The organism is Streptomyces antnestii, assembly GCF_004005495.1.
GTDB classification, from domain to species: domain Bacteria; phylum Actinomycetota; class Actinomycetes; order Streptomycetales; family Streptomycetaceae; genus Streptomyces; species Streptomyces antnestii.
In genome coordinates, this window is sequence record NZ_RZYA01000008.1 from 1 (window position 1) to 20502 (window position 20502).

Consider the following 20502-nt stretch of genomic DNA (forward strand, 5'->3'; position numbering starts at 1 on the left):
CGGAAAGCGCGGGAGGGGTGTGTCGCTCAGCCGAGGACGGCCTCCGCCTGCAGGGCGCTTGCCAGGGCGAGGGCCGCGATGTCCGGTCCGGTGCAGCCCCGCGAGAGGTCGTGCAGGGGCGCGGCCAGTCCCTGGAGCAGCGGGCCGACGGCGGCGGCCCCACCGGCCCATTGGGCGATCTTGTAGCCGATGTTGCCCGCCGCGAGGCCGGGGAAGACGAAGGTGTTGGCCCGTCCGGCGAGCTTCGACGAAGGCACCTTGGATCGGCCGATCGCCGGGACGGCCGCCGCGTCGTACTGCATCTCGCCGTCGACGACGAGGTCCGGCGCGGTGGCGCGGACGAGGCTCAGCGCCTCCCGCACCCGGTCCACCTGCACATGGGCCGCGCTGCCCTTGGTACTGAAGGACAGCAGTGCCACCCGAGGTGTCTCGCCGGTGAGGGCCCGGTACGTGGCGGCGGTGGCGAGGGAGATGTCGGCGAGTTCTCTGCTGGTCGGGTCGACCACGACGGCGCAGTCGCCGTAGCCGAGAAGGTCGCCGCCGGGCATCACCATGAGGAAGCTGCTGGAGAGGGTACGGATTCCCGGCGCGAGGCCGACGACGTGCAGGCCGGCCCGCAGGACGTCGGCGGTGGGACGGTTGCTCCCGGCGACGCACGCGTCGACCTTTCCCAGGCGCAGCGCCGTCGCGGTGAGATAGAGGGGATCGGCGGCCAGGTCGCGGCGCCCGGCGAGCGGGAGACCGCGCCGGGCGGCGAGCGCCTTCGCGAGGGTGTCGGCGCAGTGGTCGTCGGCGGCGAGCGCCGCCGGGTCGAGCAGGTCGAGCCGGTCGGGGTCGTCGGGCAGCTTCAGACCGAGTTCGGCCGCGCGTGCGTGGATGCGTGCCGGGTCGCCCACCAGGACGGGGGTGATGGCGTGTTGCTCGGCGAGGCGGACCGCGGCCCAGAGCGCCCGTGGGTCGGTTCCCTCGGCCAGGGCGACGCGGGGGCGGCGGGTCGCGGGCCGCAGCCGCTGTGCCCAGGTGTCAAGAAGGTGCTGCACTGCGGCTCCGGCCGGTCCCGCAGGGGGGCGCGCCGGGTCGAGCGGGTCAATGAGCATGGGGGTGTTCCCTTGACGTGGGCGAGGCGAGGCGGGGCGGGGCGGATCGGGGCACTGGGCTCGGGCGCGGCACATGGGTCGGCCCCGACAGCACCCGCGCCGGAATCGGTGAGGTGCGCCGTGCGCGTGAGGGTCGCGCACGGCGCACCGGGAGCGGGGGTCCCGGCCCCGGGCAGGGCAGCCGGGGCCGGGATCCCCGCGGTCACGGTCGGCGGCTGGAGCGCGAGGACCCGCCGACCCGGGTTCGTCAGACGTAGTCCTGGTACTTCTCCAGGTACCGCACCGGCTTGGACAGCGCGTCGCGGCGGAACGGGTCGCCGAGCTCGCGGGTGCACATGATCTCGATGACCGTCGTCCTGCCCTCGTCCATCTGGGCGTCGACGGCCTTCTGGAGGGCCGGACCGACGTCGGAGAGCTTCTCGACGACGATGCCGTCGGCGCCCATGGCCTCGGCGATGGCGGCGAAGCTCTCGTTCTCCAACTCCCCCGCGACGAAGCGCCGGTTGTAGAAGTCGACCTGGTTCTTCTTCTCCGCGCCCCACTGGCGGTTGTGGAAGACGACGGCGGTGACGGGGATGTCGTGCCGTACAGCGGTCATGATCTCGCCCATGCTCATGCCCCAGGCGCCGTCTCCCGCGTAGGCGATCGCCGGACGGTCCATCGCGGCGGCCTTGGCTCCGATGATGGTCGGCAGGGCGTAGCCGCAGTTGCCGAAGCTCATCGGTGCGAAGAAGGAGCGGGGCTCCTCGAAGCGGAGATAGCTGTTGGCGACGGAGTTGATGTTGCCGATGTCGGTGGACACCATGACGCGCGGGGGCATGGCGCGCTCCAGCTCGCGCAGCACCTCACGCGGGTGCAGCCAGTCGCCCTCCTCTTCCTCCTGCTCGGCGATCATGTCGAGGCTGAACGGGTCCTTCTCGTGGGTCCAGGCGCTCAGTTCCTCTTCCCAGGCATCCTGTTCGGCCTTCATGACGGCGGCGCGGCGCTCGCGGGTGGCGTCGCAGGCCAGGGTCCGGCCGGCGAGGCGTTCGGTGAGTGCGGCCGCGGCGTCGCGGGCGTCGCCGCAGATGCCGACGGTGATCTTCTTGACGAGGCCGAGCATCTTGTGGTCGGCGTCGATCTGGATGATCTTCGCGTTCTTCGGCCAGTAGTCCATGCCGTGCTGGGGCAGGGTGCCGAACGGGCCGAGGCGCGAGCCGAGGGCGACGACGACATCGGCCTTGGCTATCAGCTTCATCGCGGCCTTGGAGCCCTGGTAGCCCAGCGGTCCGCACCACTGCGGGTGGCTCGCCGGGAACGAGTCGTTGTGCAGGTAGCTGTTGACGACGGGGGCGCCGAGCCGCTCGGCGAGTGCCTTGCAGGCGTCGACGCCGTCGGCCATGACGACGCCGCCGCCGGAGATGATGACCGGGAACTCGGCGGTGGCCAGCAGCTCGGCCGCCTCGTTCAGGCTCTTCTCGCCGCCGGCGCCGCGGTCGAGCCGGTTGGGGCGCGGGATCTCGGTGGTGATGTCGCCGTAGAAGTAGTCGCGCGGGATGTTCAGCTGGGTCGGGCCGATCTCGGACATGGCCCGGTCGAAGGCGCGGCCGGTGAACTCGGCCATGCGGTTCGGGTTGTTCACATGGGCCTGGTACTTGGTGAACTCCTGGAACATCGGCAGCTGGTTGGCCTCCTGGAAGCCGCCCAGGCCCATGCCCATGGTGCCGGTCTCCGGGGTCACGATGACGACGGGGCTGTGCGCCCAGTACGCGGCGGCGATGGCGGTGACGCAGTTGCTGATGCCGGGGCCGTTCTGGCCGATGACGACGCCGTGGCGGCCGCTGACCCGGGCGTACCCGTCGGCCATGTGGGCGGCGCCCTGCTCGTGGACGACCGGCACCAGGCGGATGCCGGCCGGCGCGAAGATGTCCATGGCGTCCATGAACGCCGAGCCCATGATGCCGAAGATATCGGTGACGTCATTGGCCACCAGCGTCTCGACGAACGCCTCCGACGGGGTCATCCGCTGCGGGCCGGCCGCGACAGTACGGCTGGTGTCCGCGGGGTTCTCGCTCATGGTTCCACTCCTTCAGTACACCGGAACTTACGAAGAATCGGTACGTGGCGTTCCTGAAATCAGGATCTGAGTGGACCATAGGAGCCTGCACCCACCCCGTCAACGCCGCGTTCCGAAAACCGATACCTGCTAAGCTAGTTTCCGGAATTTGGATCGATCTGGAGCTACCGTGGACCTGTCACGCGAACCCGACCCCACCGCGCTGAACGGTGATACGCCGACCCTGCGGCTCTTCGCGCTGCTCGAACTGATCGCTTCCAAGGACCAGTTGGTCTCGCTCCAGGGACTGGTGGAGGAGACCGGCATGCCCAAGCCGACGCTGCACCGCATGCTGCAGCAGCTGGAGAGCGCGGGTCTGCTCGTCCGCCAGAGCGACGGCAGGCACTACGGCACCGGATCGCGGCTGCGGCGCCTCGCCGAGAACCTGCTGCTCAACGCGACCCACCACGGCGCACGCCATGCGGTGCTGCGCAATCTGGTGGACGAGCTGGGCGAGAGCTGCAACATCACCACGCTCTCGGGCAACGAGGTCGTCTATCTCGACCGGGTGGAGACCCCCGAGCCGCTGCGTTTCTATCTGCGGCCCGGTTCCCGGGTGCCCGTCCACTGCTCCGCGAGCGGCAAGATGATCCTTTCCCAGATGCTCCCGGCGCAGCGGCGCAAGCTCCTCGCCCACGCTCCGCTCAAGCAGTGCACCCCGAAGACCGTGACGGATCTCGACGCTCTGGAGGAGGAGTTCCGGCGCGTGCGACGCGACGGATTCTCCCTGGACGACGAGGAGTTCCTGCCCGGCCTCGTCTGCGTGGCGGTCCTCGTGCCGAGGGCCGGCGCCCGGTCCAACCTGTGCGTCGCCGTGCAGGCACCCGCCGTACGGCTGACCGCGGACAAGGCCCTGCAGGTCCTGCCCGCGCTCCAGCGCGCCGCCGCGGCCATCAGCCGCATCGAGGCGGAGGGAACGCCCGACGGCGACACCGACTCCCCCTGAGTTCCCCCGACTTCCCCTGATGAAGGGAATTCCCATGACGACCAGTACCGCCACCGCCCGCCGCACCGACGGCGTGGCGGCGGCCGGTCCGGGCTGCGCTCCCCCGCCGGAGCCCCCGCCGGAGCCCGGGCCGGACATCAGGCTGGCCGTGAAGGACGCGTTCGGCATCGACTCTCCCCTCACGGTCCCCGCGTTCAGCGAGTCGTCCGAGCACGTGCCCGAGACCGACCCCGCCTACCGGTTCAACCCCGATGTCACCCTGGCGCTCCTCGCCGGGTTCACGCACAACCGGCGGGTGCTGGTCCAGGGCCTGCACGGCACCGGCAAGTCCACCCACATCGAGCAGGTGGCGGCCCGGCTCAACTGGCCCTGTGTACGGGTCAATCTGGACGGCCATCTCAGCCGGCTCGACCTCGTCGGCAAGGACGCGGTGGTCCTGCGCGAAGGCCGCCAGGTGACCGCCTTCCAGGAGGGCATCATCCCGTGGGCGCTGCGCCGGCCGGTCGCCCTGATCCTGGACGAGTACGACGCCGGGCGCCCGGACGTCATGTTCATCATCCAGCGCCTGCTGGAACGCGAGGGCAGCTTCACCCTGCTGGACCAGAACACGGTGCTGCGCCCGCATCCGCAGTTCCGGCTCTTCGCCACGGCGAACACCGTGGGCCTGGGCAACCTCAACGGGCTCTACCACGGGGCCCAGCGCCTCAACCACGCGCAGATCGACCGCTGGAACATCGTCGCCACCCTCAATTACCTGCCCGCCGACGAGGAAGCCGCCATCGTGCGGGCCCGGGTGCCGGCGTTCGCCGACGAGGCGGGGCGCGACCTGGTGACCGCGATGGTGGCGGTCGCCGCACTGACGCGAGCGGGATTCCGCGCGGGCGACCTCTCGACGCTGATGTCACCTCGTACGGTCATCACCTGGGCGGAGAACACCGAGATCTTCGGTGACTGCGCCGCCGCGTTCCGGCTGTCCTTCCTCAACCGCTGCGACGAGGAGGAACGGCACGTCGTGGCCGAGTACTTCCAGCGCTGCTTCGGCCACGAGCCCGAGGAGCCCGGGCGGGTCTCCGGCCACGGGCCGCTCGCCGGCGAGCCGGTCCGGAGCCACTGACGTGGGCACCACACGGGCCGTGGTCCGCCACCGCCAACGCGTCCAGGAGCTGTGCGCGGCAGCGGTCCGCGCCCTCGGCGGTGTCCCTGATCTGCACTTCCGCGGCGACCGGCCGTACCGCGGGCGGCGCGCGCTCCCTGTGTTCGCGCCGCATCTGTATCCGTCCGCGCAGGACGACTTCGGTTCGTTCCGCGGTGCGGCGGACGGCCTGGCGCTGCGCCTTGCGTACTCCGACCAGGAGCTGCACCGGCGGCTGTGCCCGGTCGGCCGGACCGCCCGCCTCGTCTTCGAGATGCTGGAGCAGTTCCGGGTCGAGTCGCTGGCGCCCGCACATCTGCCCGGGATGCGGCGCAACCTCCGGCACCGCCACGAGATGTGGTCGCTCGCCTTCCACCACTCGGGCCTGACCGAGACCGCGAGCGGTCTCCTCCTCCACACGGTCGCGCAGGTGTGCCGGGCCCGGATCACCGGCCGCCCGGTCGTCGAGGAGACCGAGGGGATCATCGAGGTCACCCGTGGCGCGCTCGCTCCGGTGATCGGCCACGAACTGGCCGGGTTGCGCGCAGAACGCGGCGACCAGGCGCGCTTCGCCGTACACGCGCTGGCCGTTGCCCGGGCCGTCGCCGAGATGACCGCTGGCGCCGAGGCGGCCGCCCGGGAGGGACGCGCGGAGCGCGATGACGACGAGCGGCCCGCTCCCGCACGGAGCGGATTCACCCTGCTGACGGAGTTCGACGCCGCGGGGCCCGGAGGCGTCGAAGTCCCGCCGCACAGCCGGGAATCCGGCGATCACGACGACGGCGACCCCGACGACGGCTACCGCGTCTTCACCACCGCCTACGACCGGGAGCGGCGGGCCGGCACGCTGGTGCGCCCCGCCGCACTGACCGAGTACCGGGAGCGGCTCGACCGCCGTATCGCCTCACAGGGCATCAACATCGGCCGGATCACCAGGGAGTTGACGGCGCGGCTCGCCTCTCCCGCGGCCCGGGGCTGGGACGGCGCGCAGGAAGAGGGGTACGTCGACGGCCGGATGCTGGCCCGGCTGATCAGTTCCCCCACCGATCAGCGGGTGTTCAGGGCCGAGCGCACCGAGCCGGCGACCGACGCGACGGTGACGTTCCTGATCGACTGCTCGGGCTCGATGAAGGAGCACGGCGAGTCGCTCGCCCTGCTCGTCGAGGTGTTCGCCCGGGCCCTTGACCGTGCCGGGGCCCGTTGCGAGGTCCTGGGCTTCACCACCGGCGCGTGGAACGGCGGCCGGGCCCGGCGGGACTGGCTGCGCGCCGGACGGCCGGCCCGGCCGGGGCGGCTCAACGAACAGTGCCACCTGGTGTTCAAGGACGCCGCGACGCCGTGGCGTGCCGCGCGGCGGGACATCGCCGCGCTGCTGAAGCCGGACCTCTTCCGCGAGGGCGTGGACGGCGAGGCCGTGGCCTGGGCCGCCGACCGCGCGCGGGGTCCGGCGGCGGAGCGCGGGCCCGGAAGCCGGCGGCTGCTGTTCGTGCTGTCCGACGGCGGCCCCATGGACACCGCCACACAGCACGCCAACGACCGCCACTTTCTCGACCAGCACCTCAAGGACGTGGTGGCGCGGTGCGAACAGTCCGGGGAGGTCGAGATCTTCGGGGTGGGCCTGGGTCTCGACCTGAGCCCCTACTACCGCCGTTCACGCGTCCTGGACCTCTCGCAGGGGCTTGACAACAGTGTGTTCCGGGACGTTCTCGGCCTGATCGGCTGACCGGGCCGCCCGGGCACGTCCTAGCCCGCCAGCATCTCCTCCACCAGTTCGCCGAGGATCCTGATGCCCGGGTCGATCACCCGGACCTGTGGGGCCGCGAAGCCGATCCGGAAGTGGTTCAGCGGTGGCTGCCCCGACAGGAAGTAGATGTCACCGCGCTCGATGAGCACTCCACGCCGCTGCGCGAGATCCACGAGCCTGCGGCAGTCGAGTTCCGCGGGCCCGGTCATCCACAGGCTCACCCCGCCGGGCGACGGGGTGGTGCGCCAGGGCAGATGGGTGTTGACCGCCTCGGTGACCGCCTCCCACTTACGCATCAGCTGTCCCCGGTAGCGCCGTACGGCACGGTGGTACTCACCGGACCCGATCAGCAGGGCGAGGGCGCGCTGGATGTGTCCGGACGGATGCCGCACCGAGTAGCGACGCAAGTCGCGCAGTGTCCTGATGAGTTCACGGGATCCCACGACGTACCCCAGGCGCAGGCCCGGGGCCAGGAACTTCGAGAACGTCCCGAGGTAGACGACCTGGCCGGTGGTGTCCAGTCCCTTCAGCGCGGGCGTCGGACTGCCCTGGTAGCGGAACTCGCTGTCGTAGTCGTCCTCGACGATGACCGTTCCGCTCTCCCGTACCAGCGACAGGAGTTCACGGCGTCGCCCGATGCTCAGGGTGACGTTGGTCGGATGGTGGTGGGACGGTGTCACATGCAGCAGGTCCACACCGGCCAGACCGGCGGGCGGGACCACTCCGGCCGAGGTGACCGGCAGCGGCAGCAGCCGGGCCCCGGCCCGTACGAAGATGTGCCGGGCGTCGAGATAGCCGGGGTCCTCCACGGCCACGGTGGAGCCGGTGCCGAGGAGTGCCCGGCTCAGCAGGTCGAGGCCCTGCTGGGAACCCACGGTGACCAGGACCTCGTCCGGTGTGGCCTCCACCCCTCGCGCGGGCAGCAGTTGCCGGCAGAGCATGTCGACGAGCAGGGGGTCGTCGGCGGCGATGCTGTCCTGGAGGCTGTACTGGGCATGCGGCTGGAAGAGCGCCTCGTTGAGCGCTCGGGACCAGTCACGGGCGGGAAAGGCCCGCAGGTCGACCTGCCCGGCGAGGAACGGATAGGGGTAGTCGGCCCAGTCCGGCAGCTTCTCGATGTGCGGGAGCCGGTCCTCGGGGTGGCCGCGCAGCCGCGGCCCCCAGTCGAAGCGCTCGGTCGGCGGGCGTTCCTCCACCGCGCAGTGGGGGCGCATCTCGCGGTTGACGAAGATGCCCTGCCGTTCGCGGCTCTCGACGAACCCCTCGGCGATCAGTTCCTGGTAGGCGGCGTTGACGGTGTTCCGGGACAGGGACAGTTCCCGGGCCAGCTCCCGTGACGAGGGGAGTCTGCGCTCGGCGTCGATCGTGCCGACCGCGATGCCGTGTTCGAGCGCTTTGCGAATCTGACGGTAGAGCGGCTCCTCCGACGCCCTGTCTATCTCGATCAATGTGCGTGGCATGGGCGCCTCCTGCGCATGACGTGGGCGGCGCGCGGCCCACCGGGCCGGGCCCCGGGCGCGGTACTCCGCTGTCCCCGTCCGGCGGGCCGCTTCCGCGCCGCCACGGGGTACCAGCTGTCCGGGAGCGTAGCGGCCCGGGAGCCGTTGCTCCATAGGCCGGACAAGGTGAGCCGGCCGGGAACGCGATTCCTCGCTGGACCCGTCGGACCGTGCGGAACTGGAGCTATTCCCCGGACCAGCCGGTCGGCAGTCTGGGTGCGCACTCACCACGGTGTGCCCCGCCGGGGCACCCATGTCCCGCACCATCGAGGGGAGATCGTCGTGAAGATCGGGATTCCGCGCGAGGTCAAGAACCACGAGTACCGGGTGGCCATCACTCCCGCCGGCGTCAATGAACTGGTCCGGGCCGGACACACGGTCCAGGTCGAGAAGGACGCCGGCGTCGGCTCGTCCATCACGGACGCCGACTACGTCCGGGCGGGCGCCACGATCCTGCCGACGGCCGACGAGGTCTGGGCGGAGTCGGCGCTGGTACTGAAGGTGAAGGAGCCCGTCGCGGAGGAGTACCACCGCATGCGCGCCGACCAGACGCTGTTCACCTATCTGCATCTGGCGGCCTCCAGGGAGTGCACCGACGCGATGCTGGACTCCGGGATCACCGGGGTGGCGTACGAGACCGTGCAGGCTCCCGACGGCTCGCTCCCGCTGCTCTTCCCGATGTCCGAGGTGGCCGGCCGGCTTGCACCTCAGGCCGGCGCCCACCACCTCACGCGGGCGGCGGGAGGGCGCGGTGTGCTCATGGGAGGTGTCTCCGGTACCCGGCCCGCCAAGGTCGTCGTGATCGGTGCCGGGGTGTCGGGGATGAACGCGGTGGCCGTGGCGACCGGGATGTGGGCCGACGTGGTCCTGCTCGACAAGAACATCGACAAGCTGCGGGCCGCCGACCGGATGTACGGGGGCCGGATCACCACCGTCGCCTCCAACGCGTACGAGGTGGAGTCGGCGGTTCTGGACGCCGATCTCGTCATCGGCGCGGTGCTCGTCCCGGGCGCGAGGGCGCCCCGGCTGATCTCCGACGAACTGGTCTCGCGTATGAAGCCGGGGTCGGTGCTCGTCGACATCGCCATCGACCAGGGCGGCTGCTTCGAGGACTCCCGGCCGACCACGCACGCCGACCCCGTCTACCGCGTGCACGACTCGGTCTTCTACTGCGTCGCGAACATGCCGGGCGCGGTGCCGAACACCTCCACCTACGCGCTGACCAACGTCACGCTGCCGTACATCATGAACATCGCGGAGAACGGGATCGCGGCCGCCGCGGCATCGAACCCCGCCATCTGTCGCGGCGTCAACATCGTGGGCGGCCAGGTCACCTACCGCCCGGTGGCCGAGGCACACGGCCTGAAGTACGCCGACGCCGCACAGGCGCTGCTCTAGGCGCCCGTCGGGGCACTCACCCCGCCACACCCACGCGAAACAGCCCATCACCGCACACACCCGCCCGGCGGCCGCCGGGCCGGAGGGGAGACCCGTCGTGACCACCGAATCCGCGTTCCGCGCCAGGGCGCAGCGCCATCTGGGTCAGCACTTCACCCGCCAGGACGTCTGGCAGAGCGCCGAGTTGCCGGTCTTCGTCCGCAGCGAGGGCTGTCACCTGTACGACGAGCAGGGCCGGCGCTTCCTCGACGGCCTCGCCGGACTGTTCTGCGTGAACATGGGACACGGCCGCGCAGACATCGTGGCGGCCGCCGCCAAGCAGATGGAGACGCTGCCCTACTCCACCAACTGGGGCGCGGCGCACCCGCCGGCCGTCGAGGCGGCGAGCCTGATCGCGGAACTGACCCCGGGTGACCTGGAGGTCACCTGGTTCGTGAACTCCGGCTCGGAGGCCGTCGAGACGGCGATCAAGTTCGCCCGGCAGTACCACCGCAGCCAGGGCCGGCCGGAGCGTACGAAGATCATCAGCCGTGACATGGCCTACCACGGCGTCACCCTGGGCGCGCTGTCCGTCACCGGGCTTCCGAAGATCCGCGAGCCGTTCCTGCCGCTGCTCCCCGGCATCAGGCATGTGCCCAACACCCTTGGCCACACCGGCGACTGCGGCCCTGCCGACGAGCTGGAGTGTGTGCGGGCGATCGAGGCGGCGATCATCGAGGAGGGACCCGAGACCGTCGCCGCCGTCTTCGCCGAGCCGGTGCAGAACGGGCGCGGCGCGCTGGTCCCGCCGGACGGCTACTGGCGCGAACTGCGCCGCATCTGCGACCGGTACGGGATCCTGCTCGTCGCCGACGAGGTCATCTGTTCCTTCGGGCGGCTCGGCCACTGGTTCGGCAGCGGCTACTTCGGTGTGGTGCCGGACATGATCACCTTCGCCAAGGGCGCCACGTCCGGCTACGCCCCGCTCGGCGGCATGATCGCCCGCGAGCCCCTGGTCAGGGAGCTGTACGACTCCCCCGGCGGCGGGACGTTCACCCACGGCGCCACATGGGGCGGCCACCCGGTGTCCACGGCCGTCGCGGTCGCCAACATCACCGCGATGCGGGACGAGAAGGTCCTGGACAACGTCAACACGCTCGGGCCCGAACTCCACGCCGGCCTTGAGGAGATCAAGCGGCGCCACCGCGTCGTCAAGGACGTCCGCGGCATGGGCTTCTTCTACGCGGTCGAACTGACCGCCGACCGGGAGAGCGGACGCGAACTCGGCGCGGAGCAGGCCCAGAAGGTGCTGCGCGAGGTGCTCCCGCAGGCGTTCAGGAAGACCGGGGTCATCCTGCGCCCCGACGACCGCGGCGCGACGATGCTGATGATCTCGCCGCCGCTGGTCGCCGACCGGGCGGTGCTCGACGAACTGGTGTCGGCGGTCGATGTGATGATCGGCGATGTCGAGGCGAGCGTCACCGGCTGACGGGAGCCGGTACGGGGACGGCGGCCGAACGCCGGTGTGGGGAGGGGAAGCGCATCACCCCCTCCCCCACATCGGCGACCCCGCGCGAGGCCGCCTATGCATTTGTCACCGCCCAAAAGCGCAATTCCTCCACCCTCCCTCATCGATTGATACAGGGTGTCAATTCCCATGGAACGGACGGGAGATGTGGGCCCTGAACCCTGGTACCCGGCCAATGTCCCGCCCTGGTTCTTCCTCACCCATTCACCTTTCGGCCACCATTTCGGGCACTGCCGGTTTCCCGACGGCAGTTCCACGCATTTCCCGAAACAGGGGGTCCCTGTGGCAGAGAAGAACGAGTCCGGCGAGAACGCGCGCGAAACAACCGGAGGGGCCGGACTCCGGAGCGAACTCAAACAGCGGCACATGACACTGATCGCCCTGGGCGGGGTGATCGGAGCCGGGCTCTTCGTCGGCAGTGGAGTGGTGATCGACGAGACCGGCCCGGCCGCGATCATCTCGTTCCTGCTGGCCGGCGGGCTCGTCGTCCTCGTCATGCGGATGCTGGGCGAAATGGCGGTGGCCCGCCCCGAGGTCGGCTCCTTCTACGCGTACGCCCGGCTCGCCCTGGGCAACTGGGGCGGCTTCACGATCGGCTGGCTCTACTGGTACTTCTGGGTCAACGTGGTCGCCCTCGAAGCGGTGGCGGGCGCCAGCCAGATCCACGCCTGGCTCCCCGGGATACCGCTGTGGGTGGTCAGCCTCTGCCTGATGGTTCTGCTCACCGGCGTGAACATGTTCTCGGTGCGCTCGTTCGGCGAGTTCGAGTACTGGTTCTCCTCGATCAAGGTCGCGGCCATCACGGTCTTCCTCGTCGTGGGCCTCGTCTTCGTCCTCGGCCTGTGGCCCGGCGCCCACGCCGATGTCAGCAATCTGACGCAGCATCACGGATTCGCCCCGCACGGCATCGGCGCGGTACTCACCGCCGTCATTCCCGCGGTCGGTTTCTTCACCGGTGCCGAGATCGCCGCCCTGGCCGCGGCCGAGTCCAAGAACCCCCGGCGCAACGTGGCCAGGGCCACCCGCTCCGTCGTCCTGCGCGTGCTGCTGTTCTACGTCGGCTCGATCTTCCTCGTCATCGCGATCGTGCCGTGGAACGATCCGTCGGTGGCGCAGGGGCCGTACGTCGCGACGCTGCAGCGCATGGGGATCTCCGGCGCCGGCACCCTCATGCGGGTGCTGATCCTGGTCGCGGTGCTGTCCTCGCTCAACGCCGGTCTCTACAGCGCCTCCCGGATCGTGTTCGCGCTGACCCGGAACAACGACGCGCCGCGCGGCCTGACCAAGCTCAGCGGGCGGGGCGTGCCGAGGCGCGCGATCCTGCTCGCGACCGTGCTCGGCTATGTGTCGGTGATCATCGCGTATGTCTCGCCGGACGCCGTGTTCTCCTTCATCGTCCACTCCTACGGCGCGGTCGCGCTCTTCGTCTATCTGCTGGTCGCTCTCTCCCAGGTGCGGTTGCGGCGGCGCCTCGAGCGGGAGGATCCGGGGGCACTCACGCTGAAGATGTGGTGCTTCCCGTATCTGAGCTGGTTCACGATCGCCGCGATGACCGCGGTGATCCTCGCGATGGTGGTCCTGCCGTCCACGCGCTCCGACTTCGCCGCCAGCATCCTGACACTCGCGGTGGTCCTGGGGGCGTACGGGATCCGCGCGTATCGCGGCCGGTGCCGGGTGCGTGCCACCACCCCCGCGGTGGGCCTCGCTCCGGTCCGGGAGCGGGAGCCCGAGCCACGCCGCTCGTGACGGCAGCCGGCGGTACGTACGTCAGGACACGGTCCGATAGCGGTGTTCGGGGCGGCCCGTCGCGCCGTAGCGGAGTTCGAGGCGGACCACGCCCTCCCGTACGAGGTAGGAGAGATAGCGCTGGGCCGTGGCGCGGGAGACGCCGGTGAGTTCGGCGGCCTCGGCCGCCGACAGGTCGCGTCGGGCGGTACGGACCGCCTCGTGGACAAGGGCGAGGGTCGGCGCGGAGTGGCCCTTGGCCGGGATCGTCGGGAGCGGGGTGGGCCGGGTGACGCTGAACAGGGCGTCCACGTCGGCCTGGTCGGTCTCCGCCTTCGGGCCCAGGGCGTCCACCCTGTGCTGGAGTGCGCGGTAGGCGGTGAGCCGCTCGGCGAGGGCGGCGGCGCCGAAGGGCTTGACGAGGTATCCCACCGCTCCGAGTTTCATCGCGGTCCGTACCGAGGTGATGTCCCGGTCCGCCGTGATCATGATGGCGTCGGGCCGGGTGCCTCCCTCGTCCCTGGTCAGCCGGCGCAGCACGTCGAGGCCGCTCCCGTCGGGCAGGAAGATGTCGAGCAGCAGCAGGTCCGGCTTGAGCCGGCGTACGGCGTCGAGCGCCTCGGCCACGTTCGCCGCCTGGCCGACGACCTCGAAGCCCTCGACTCCGGCCACGAAGGAGCAGTGGAGCCCGCTGACCCGGAAGTCGTCGTCCACGACCAGGATCCCGATCACCAGCTCTCACCTCCGTCGGCCGCTGCCGTGGCGCCGGTCGGCACCGGAAATCCGGCCGTGAACAGGGCGCCTCGCGGAGCGGGGGCGGTGTCCGGCACCGGCAGGGTCACGGTGAAGACCGCGCCGGGCCCTTCACTGACCGTGATGGTTCCACTGTGCCGCTGCACCAGGCGGTGGACAAGGGCGAGACCCAGGCCACGGCGGGCGGTGCCGCGGTCCGGCCGGGTCGACCAGCCGTCCTCGAAGATCGACTCGTGAGCGCCGCGCGGGATGCCCGGACCGGTGTCGGCCACACTCACCCTCACCTCCGTGGCGGCCTCGACGACGGAGAGCCGCACCTCGCGGCCGCCCGCCGGGGCCGGTCCGCCGACCGCCGCGTCGACCGCGTTCTCCAGCAGATTGCCGACGATGGTCAGCAGCCGGTGCAGATGCGGCGGCTGCTCGCCGAGTGTGGAGTCGTCACCGAGCACGAGCCGCACACCGCGCTCCGCGGCGACCGTCGTCTTCGCCACGAGGAGCCCCACCATCAGCGCGTTGCCGATCCGCTCGCGCACGGACTCGGCCAGCGCCTGATCCTCGCCGGCCAGCTCGACCGCGTACTCGTACGCGGATTCGTACTCGCCGACCTCGAGGAGTCCGGCCAGGATGTGCATCCGGTTGGTGAACTCGTGCTGCTGGGCCCGCAGCGCGTCGGTCAGCCCGCGCACGGAATCCAACTCCCGGAGCAGTCCGACCAGTTCGGTGCGGTCGCGGACGGTGACGACCGCGCCGAGGGCGCGGCCGCGCAACGTCACCGGCATCCGGTTGACGGCCAGGCAGTGGTCGTCGGTGAGGACCGCGATGTCCGACCCGGTGAGTGTGCCGTCCAGCGCCCTGAGCAGCCGCCCGTCGGGCAGGATCTCGTCCAGTCGCCTGCCCAGTGCCGTACCCAGACCGAGCAGGTGGCGGGCCTCGTCGTTGACGACGGTGACCCGGCCCTCGGGGTCGAAGGCGACCACGCCCTCCCGGATGCCGTGCAGCATCGCCTCGCGGTCCTGCAGCAGACCGGCGATCTCCTCCAGCTCAAGCCCGAACGTCGTCCGCTTCAGGCGCCTGGCCAGCAGGAACGCGGCCGCCGAACCGAGCGCGGTGGTGATCGCGGCGTACAGGGCGAAGGTGGGCAGCTCCCGCCACAGCTCGCCGAGCACGTCGTGTTCCGGGATGCCGGCCGACACTTCGCCGACCAGCGTGCCGGTGGGCCCGTACAGCGGGGCCTTGCCGTTGGCGGACCGCCCGGTCGCGCCCTGGTCGGAGCCGACATGAGGCTGGCCGTCAAGGACCACGATCGGATCGCCCACCGGGTCGCCGATCAGCTCCGGGCTCGGGTGCGAGTGGCGGATGCCGTGCAGGTCGATCACGACCACGTACGACGCCCCCGACGCCTTCCGGATCCGCTCGGCGACGGTCTGCACGATGCCGCGGCCACCGCCGTGCGCCATGGCCTGCCGGATCTGCGGCTCGGCGGCCGCGGTCTGCGCGATGGCCAGCGCCCGCTGCTCGTAGGTGCGGTCGATCTCGTCCCGCTGGGCGAACGCGAACAGTACGAAGCCGATGGCTCCGGTCAGAGACAGGATGACCAGCTGGTTGGCCAGGATCCGCGCGGAGAGCCTCCCCTTCCCGCCGCGGCCGATCCGTATACGGAGGGGCATCACAGGTGCCTTCGCCCTTGTCGTGCAGCCGGGCCCAGCCCCTTCGCCGTGACCCGTGGTGGCGTGATTGTGCCCCACCGGGGACGCGCTGCCCACCCCTCGTCCGCTGAGCAGAACGTTCAAAACCCGGGATAACACGGCTAACGCGAGATACGTCTGAAACAGCGACGTAACGCGCGGCGGCCTCTAGCGTCTGCCTTCCTCCACCCCCGAGGTCAGGAAGGAGACGGCCTCAGATGACTTCGCGAAACAATGTCGCGTCGAGTCCGGTCGCCGAGAAGAGCGGGCAGGACAGCGCACGAGTCGAGATTTCCGGGCTCACCAAACGATTTCTGACTCCCGCCGGCGAGGTGTTCACCGCACTGCAGGACGTCTCGTTCACCGTGGAGCCGGGCCAGTTCTGCGCGGTCGTGGGCCCGACGGGCTGCGGCAAGTCGACGACCCTGAGCATGGTCTCCGGGCTCGACCGGCCCAGCGAGGGCTCGGTCAAGGTCGGCGGCCGTGAGGTGGACGGCGTCGCCGACGGCGTCAGCTTCATGTTCCAGACCGACGCGCTGCTGCCCTGGAAGACCGTCCTCGGCAATGTGCTGATGGGCCCCGTCTTCCGCGGCGTCCCCAAGCAGAAGGCTCAGGCCTCGGCGCACGACTGGCTGCGCCGGGTGGGCCTGTCCGGGTTCGAGGACCGCTACCCTCACCAGCTCTCCGGCGGTATGCGCAAGCGCGTGGCGATGGCCGCGGCGCTGATCAACGAACCCCGGATCCTGATCATGGACGAGCCGTTCGGCGCTCTGGACGTCCAGACCAAGGCCATCATGTCGACTGAGCTGCTGGGCCTGTGGGAGCAGATCCGTCCGTCGGTCATCTTCATCACCCACGACCTCGACGAGGCCGTGGCGCTCGCCGACCGGGTCGTCGTCATGACGTCCAGCCCGGGTTCGGTCAAGGCGGTCTTCGACATCGATCTGCCGCGCCCGCGCGGCGCGGTCCAGGAGATCCGCTTCCAGCCCCGCTTCATCGAGCTTCAGCACCAGATCTGGGAAACGCTGCGCGAGGAGGTGGAGCGCGCCTACGCACGCACCGCAGGAGGTCAGACATGAGCACGACGTCCACTGTTTCCCCCGCTCTGGTCGGGGACGGCGCACAGGTCTCGGCGGCGGCCGCCGCCAGGCGCGCCGGCCGGCGGCGCATCGCGCTGGTGTGGGCGGGCCGCATCGGCCTCGCGGCCGTCGTCATCGGCGGCTGGCAGGCGTTCACCACCTGGGGGATCGTCGACCCGTTCTTCTTCGGGCAGCCGTCCGGCATCGCCCAGCGGCTGGTCGACCTCCTGCAGAAGGGCACCGAGTTCGGATCCTTCTACGCGAACGTGTGGACCACGATCCAGGAGGCGCTCGCCGGCTTCGCCCTCGGGGCCGCCACCGGAGTGGTCTTCGGCGTCGCGCTCGGCCAGAGCCGCTACCTCTCGGACGTGCTCGGTCCCTACATCAAGATGGTCAACGCGATCCCGCGTATCGTCCTCGGCTCGATCTTCATCGTCGCGTTCGGCATCGGGGTCCTGCCCAAGATCCTGCTCGCCGCGGTGCTGGTGTTCTTCATCGTCTTCTTCAACGCCTTCCAGGGCGTCCGTGAGGTCGACCGCAACATCCTCGCCAACGCCAAGGTGCTCGGCGCCTCGCAGCTGCAGATCATCCGGCACGTCATCGTGCCCTCCGCGCTCACCTGGATCATCGCCAGCCTGCACAGCGCCTTCGGCTTCGCCATCGTCGGCGCGCTCGTCGGTGAGGTGCTTGGTGCGCAGAGCGGCCTCGGCCTGGTGATCAAGACCGCGCAGAACCAGTTCGACCCCAACGGTGTGTTCGCGACGATGCTCGTCATCTCGGTGATCGTGCTCGGCGCCGAGTGGCTGATCGGCAAGCTCGAACACCGGCTGCTGTCCTGGCGCCCGCCGGCGCCGACCGAGGCCAACTCCCTCTGAAACAGCCCCCTCTCCCCTCCGCACGCCCCACCCCAGTAAAGGAATGTGGTTCGCCATGTCCAGACGACCCGTCGCCGTCGCCGCGTCTCTCCTCACCGTTCTCGCCCTCGGAACCGTCAGCGCCTGTTCCGGCAACTCCGGCAGCTCCGCCAAGTCCGGCGGCTCGGGCGGTACGCCCACCGTCAAGCTCATGGCGGGCGGCCTCGACAAGCAGATCTACCTGCCGTACGAGCTCGCCCAGCAGCTCGGCTTCTACAAGAAGTACGGCGTCAACGTCGAGCTGAGCTCCGAGCAGGACGGCGGTGTCGGCGCCGAGGACGCCATGGCCTCGGGGCAGGTGGACATGTCCGGCGCCTGGTACCAGCACACGATCGACTTCCAGGTGAAGGGGAAGGCGGTCGAGGACGTCGTCCAGCTGTCCGGCGCGCCGGGCGAGCGGGAGATGTGTACGACGAAGAGCGGCGTGAAGTCGGCCGCCGACTTCAAGGGCAAGACCCTCGGTGTCACCGACCTGGGTTCGGGCACCGACACGCTCACCCAGTTCCTGGCCGCGCAGAAGCACGTCAAGACCAAGGCATTCAACCGGATCGCGGTCGGCGCGGGCTCCACCGCCGTCGCCGCGCTCCAGAACGGCAAGGCCGCCTGCGTCATGACGACGCAGCCGACGGTCGCCGCGATCGAGAAGAAGGGGGTCGGCGCCTCCGCGATCGACCTGGCCACCACACAGGGCGCCAAGGCGGCGATGGGCGGCGCCTGGCCGGCCGCGAGTGTCATCGCCCGTACCGACTGGGTGAATTCGCACAAGGACGCGGTGCAGAGGGTCGTCAACGCGCTCGTGGCCACCATGCACTGGATCAGCACGCACAGCGCGACCGACATCGCGAACAAGCTGCCGCAGTCGTACGTGCAGAACCAGCTGGTGACCAAGGCCGACTACATCAAGGCCCTGACCGAGGACAAGGGTCAGTTCCTCCCGGACGGCATCATGCCGGCCGGCGGCCCGAAGACCGTCCTCGCGACGGAGATACAGGTCGGCCACGCGACGTCGTCGGTGAAGCTCGGCCCGACGTTCACCAACGAGTTCGCCCTCAAGGCCAACAAGACGGAGGGCTTCACCACCACGACGACGCCTGCGGGCGCGGACGGCTGAGTGTTCACCCCGGCTCGTGCGTACGGCTCGGTGCCGTACGCACGAGCCCTTCGCGTTCGAAGACGATCTCGCCGTCGAAGACCGTGAGGTCGATCGGGAGCGACGGGATGTCGTGCGGGTCGGTGGCGCGCAGGTCGCCGCCGAGGACGCACAGGTCGGCGACCTTGCCGGGTTCGATGGTGCCCTTCCAGGACTCGGCGAAGTCCTGCCGGGCGGCGTTGACGGTGTAGGCGCGCAGCGCGACCTCCAGCGGGACGCACTCCTCCGGGCCGCTCACCCGGCCCGTGGCCTTGGACTCGCGCAGCAGCATCGCGCTCACGCCCCGGCGCCAGTTGGGCTCGGTGATCGGGGCGTCGGAACTGGCGCACACGGCGACCCCGGCCTCCGTCGCGGAGCGCACCGGCCACTGGTAGTCCGACCGCTCCTTGCCGACGATGTCCTCCATCAGGTCGGCGATGGTCCACTTGATGGCCGGGTTCATGTTCACGCCGTACCCGTGGGCGGCCAGCGCGGCCAGGCTCCGGGCGGACACGAAGTCGCCGTGGATCACGTAGTGGCGGGCGTCGGGCCGGGAATGGGCGGCGTCGGCGGCGACGAAGGCGTCCACCACGGCGTCGATCGCCCGGTCCCCCGTGACGTGCACACCCAGCTGGTATCCGGCCGTGTGGGCGATCCGCACCATCTCGGCGAGCTCCGCCTGCTGGAGGCCCGCGTCGGCGCCGTGGACGCAGAGCGCGCCGTGGCCGCCGGCCAGGTACGGGTCGCGCATCCAGGCGGTCTCGTTCGGCGGGACGCCGTCGGCGAAGACCTTGACCCCGATGACGGCGAGGCGACCGGCGTCCACGTCGTCCGGCACGGCGAGGTCGGCCAAGCCGGCCAGACCGGCGTGCACGTCGGCCGCCGAGCCGCCCATCGGCGCGGGCAGCAGCAGGACGCTCACCCGGGACGCCAGTTCACCGGCGCGGGCCAGTTCGACGTAGGCCCGGAGCGTGTCCGTGCCGAGGCCGCCGCCGAGGATCCGTGTGCCGCCGGGGCCGAGGCCCGGCTCCGTGTAGCTGGTGATGCCCTCGGCGTGCAGCGCCGCCACCGCCGACCGTATCGCCGCCTTGCGCTGCGCCACGGTCGCGGGCGGGACGAGTTCCTGGACGGCTGCCTGCGCCGCCTCCTTGAGGATGCCGGTGGGCTCCCCGTCGTCGTCGGTCTCGATGACGCCGCCGGCCGGCGGGGTGGTGCCGCGCTTGATCCCGGCGAGTTCGAGCGCCTTGGAGTTCGCCCACGTCATGTGTCCGGAGAAGTCGGTCAGGCAGACCGGGTGGTCCGGAGCGGCGGCGTCCAGGTCGCGGCGGTGCGGGCGGCGGGCTGGATCGGCGACGCATTCGGCGAGGTAGCCGACGTCCCAGCCGAGACCGGTGATCCACTCCCCGGAGGGGGTGCCGGCCGCGGCCTGCCGCACCGCCTCGGCGATGTCCGCGATCGACCGCACGGCCGGATGGCCGACGCCGAGCGCGAACGGCGGCCGGGTCAGCCCCCACGTCGCGCCGTGCAGGTGGGAGTCGTTGATCCCCGGCAGTACGGTGCGGCCGGCCAGGTCGATCGTCCTCGTGTCCGGTCCGGCGAGCGCCTGGATCTCGGCGCTGCTCCCGACGGCGAGAATCCGGTCGCCCCGCACGGCGACCGCCTGCGCGACGGAGAAGGCGTCGTCGACGGTCAGCACATCGCCGCCGGTGAGGATCAGATCGGCTGTCTCGGACATGGTTGACCTCTCTGACGGGTGAGGTGAGTTGACGGTGCATCAGGTCTTGGCGTGACCGGCCGGT

15 protein-coding genes are annotated in these 20502 nt (G+C 70.7%); 9 read left to right on the top strand and 6 right to left on the bottom strand.

The genetic code is table 11. The features are described from left to right. Positions 1 to 26: 26 nt before the first annotated feature. Complete coding sequence (locus tag EOT10_RS18200; protein ID WP_223281044.1) at positions 27 to 1040, bottom strand: phosphate acyltransferase; 1014 nt, start codon at positions 1038 to 1040, stop codon at positions 27 to 29. A 304-nt stretch (positions 1041 to 1344) separates the two neighbouring features. Then, entirely contained in the window at positions 1345 to 3153 is a 1809-nt protein-coding gene (gene xsc, locus EOT10_RS18205) for a sulfoacetaldehyde acetyltransferase (protein ID WP_127829291.1), read from the bottom strand. Between the two features lie 169 nt (positions 3154 to 3322). On the opposite strand from xsc, the gene EOT10_RS18210 reads away from it, so the two are divergent. From EOT10_RS18210 to EOT10_RS18220, 3 genes are read left to right on the top strand one after another with little or no spacing between them, the layout of a single operon-like run. Then, the gene (locus EOT10_RS18210; protein WP_127829292.1) at positions 3323 to 4138 is read left to right on the top strand and encodes an IclR family transcriptional regulator; all 816 of its coding nucleotides are present in this window, start codon (positions 3323 to 3325) and stop codon (positions 4136 to 4138) included. Between the two features lie 34 nt (positions 4139 to 4172). After that, positions 4173 to 5252: an AAA family ATPase gene (locus EOT10_RS18215; RefSeq protein ID WP_127829293.1), complete on the top strand. Its 1080-nt coding sequence runs from the start codon at positions 4173 to 4175 to the stop codon at positions 5250 to 5252. A gap of 1 nt (position 5253) precedes the next feature. Further along, positions 5254 to 6993 (top strand): cobaltochelatase CobT-related protein, encoded by a 1740-nt coding sequence (locus EOT10_RS18220; protein ID WP_127829294.1) that lies wholly within the window; start codon positions 5254 to 5256, stop codon positions 6991 to 6993. A gap of 20 nt (positions 6994 to 7013) precedes the next feature. Here EOT10_RS18220 and pdxR read toward each other — a convergent pair whose 3' ends face one another. Beyond that, on the bottom strand, positions 7014 to 8474 hold the full coding sequence (gene pdxR, locus EOT10_RS18225) for a MocR-like pyridoxine biosynthesis transcription factor PdxR (protein WP_127829295.1): 1461 nt from the start codon (positions 8472 to 8474) through the stop codon (positions 7014 to 7016). Positions 8475 to 8795: 321 nt separating this feature from the next. On the opposite strand from pdxR, the gene ald reads away from it, so the two are divergent. The 3 genes from ald (at position 8796) to EOT10_RS18240 (ending at position 13164) form a co-directional block, all read left to right on the top strand. Next, entirely contained in the window at positions 8796 to 9911 is a 1116-nt protein-coding gene (gene ald, locus EOT10_RS18230) for an alanine dehydrogenase (protein ID WP_127829296.1), read from the top strand. 97 nt (positions 9912 to 10008) lie between these two features. Further along, the gene (locus tag EOT10_RS18235; RefSeq protein WP_127829297.1) at positions 10009 to 11379 is read left to right on the top strand and encodes an aspartate aminotransferase family protein; all 1371 of its coding nucleotides are present in this window, start codon (positions 10009 to 10011) and stop codon (positions 11377 to 11379) included. Positions 11380 to 11700: 321 nt separating this feature from the next. Next, positions 11701 to 13164 carry an amino acid permease gene (locus EOT10_RS18240; protein WP_223281045.1) on the top strand — a complete coding sequence of 488 codons (1464 nt, stop codon included), beginning with the start codon at positions 11701 to 11703 and terminating at the stop codon, positions 13162 to 13164. 21 nt (positions 13165 to 13185) lie between these two features. Here the strand turns inward: EOT10_RS18240 and EOT10_RS18245 are convergent, their stop codons facing one another. After that, positions 13186 to 13875 carry a response regulator transcription factor gene (locus EOT10_RS18245; RefSeq protein WP_127829298.1) on the bottom strand — a complete coding sequence of 230 codons (690 nt, stop codon included), beginning with the start codon at positions 13873 to 13875 and terminating at the stop codon, positions 13186 to 13188. Further along, positions 13872 to 15563, bottom strand: a complete 1692-nt coding sequence (locus EOT10_RS18250; RefSeq protein WP_127829299.1) for an ATP-binding protein — start codon at positions 15561 to 15563, stop codon at positions 13872 to 13874. The genes EOT10_RS18245 and EOT10_RS18250 overlap by 4 nt, the downstream gene beginning before the upstream one ends. Before the next feature lie 236 nt (positions 15564 to 15799). On the opposite strand from EOT10_RS18250, the gene EOT10_RS18255 reads away from it, so the two are divergent. Genes EOT10_RS18255 through EOT10_RS18265 form a run of 3 tightly spaced genes read left to right on the top strand, consistent with a single transcriptional unit; the run spans position 15800 to position 18685 of the window. Next, on the top strand, positions 15800 to 16660 hold the full coding sequence (locus tag EOT10_RS18255; RefSeq protein WP_127829300.1) for an ABC transporter ATP-binding protein: 861 nt from the start codon (positions 15800 to 15802) through the stop codon (positions 16658 to 16660). Next, positions 16657 to 17535: an ABC transporter permease gene (locus tag EOT10_RS18260; protein WP_127829301.1), complete on the top strand. Its 879-nt coding sequence runs from the start codon at positions 16657 to 16659 to the stop codon at positions 17533 to 17535. Before EOT10_RS18255 ends, EOT10_RS18260 begins: the two co-directional genes overlap by 4 nt. Positions 17536 to 17590: 55 nt before the next feature. Continuing rightward, positions 17591 to 18685 (top strand): ABC transporter substrate-binding protein, encoded by a 1095-nt coding sequence (locus EOT10_RS18265; RefSeq protein WP_127829302.1) that lies wholly within the window; start codon positions 17591 to 17593, stop codon positions 18683 to 18685. Positions 18686 to 18689: 4 nt separating this feature from the next. Here EOT10_RS18265 and EOT10_RS18270 read toward each other — a convergent pair whose 3' ends face one another. Next, positions 18690 to 20438, bottom strand: coding sequence for an amidohydrolase (locus tag EOT10_RS18270; RefSeq protein ID WP_127829303.1), 1749 nt, complete (start codon positions 20436 to 20438; stop codon positions 18690 to 18692). Positions 20439 to 20502: the final 64 nt, after the last annotated feature.

Excerpts from the sequence above, each read along its gene's own strand:
- xsc (WP_127829291.1), bottom strand. The coding sequence starts at position 3,153 with ATGAGCGAGAACCCCGCGGACACCAGCCGTACTGTCGCGGCCGGCCCG.
- EOT10_RS18215 (WP_127829293.1), top strand. The coding sequence starts at position 4,173 with ATGACGACCAGTACCGCCACCGCCCGCCGCACCGACGGCGTGGCGGCG.
- pdxR (WP_127829295.1), bottom strand. The coding sequence starts at position 8,474 with ATGCCACGCACATTGATCGAGATAGACAGGGCGTCGGAGGAGCCGCTC.
- EOT10_RS18250 (WP_127829299.1), bottom strand. The coding sequence starts at position 15,563 with ATGCCCCTCCGTATACGGATCGGCCGCGGCGGGAAGGGGAGGCTCTCC.
- EOT10_RS18255 (WP_127829300.1), top strand. The coding sequence starts at position 15,800 with ATGACTTCGCGAAACAATGTCGCGTCGAGTCCGGTCGCCGAGAAGAGC.
- EOT10_RS18260 (WP_127829301.1), top strand. The coding sequence starts at position 16,657 with ATGAGCACGACGTCCACTGTTTCCCCCGCTCTGGTCGGGGACGGCGCA.
- EOT10_RS18265 (WP_127829302.1), top strand. The coding sequence starts at position 17,591 with ATGTCCAGACGACCCGTCGCCGTCGCCGCGTCTCTCCTCACCGTTCTC.
- EOT10_RS18270 (WP_127829303.1), bottom strand. The coding sequence starts at position 20,438 with ATGTCCGAGACAGCCGATCTGATCCTCACCGGCGGCGATGTGCTGACC.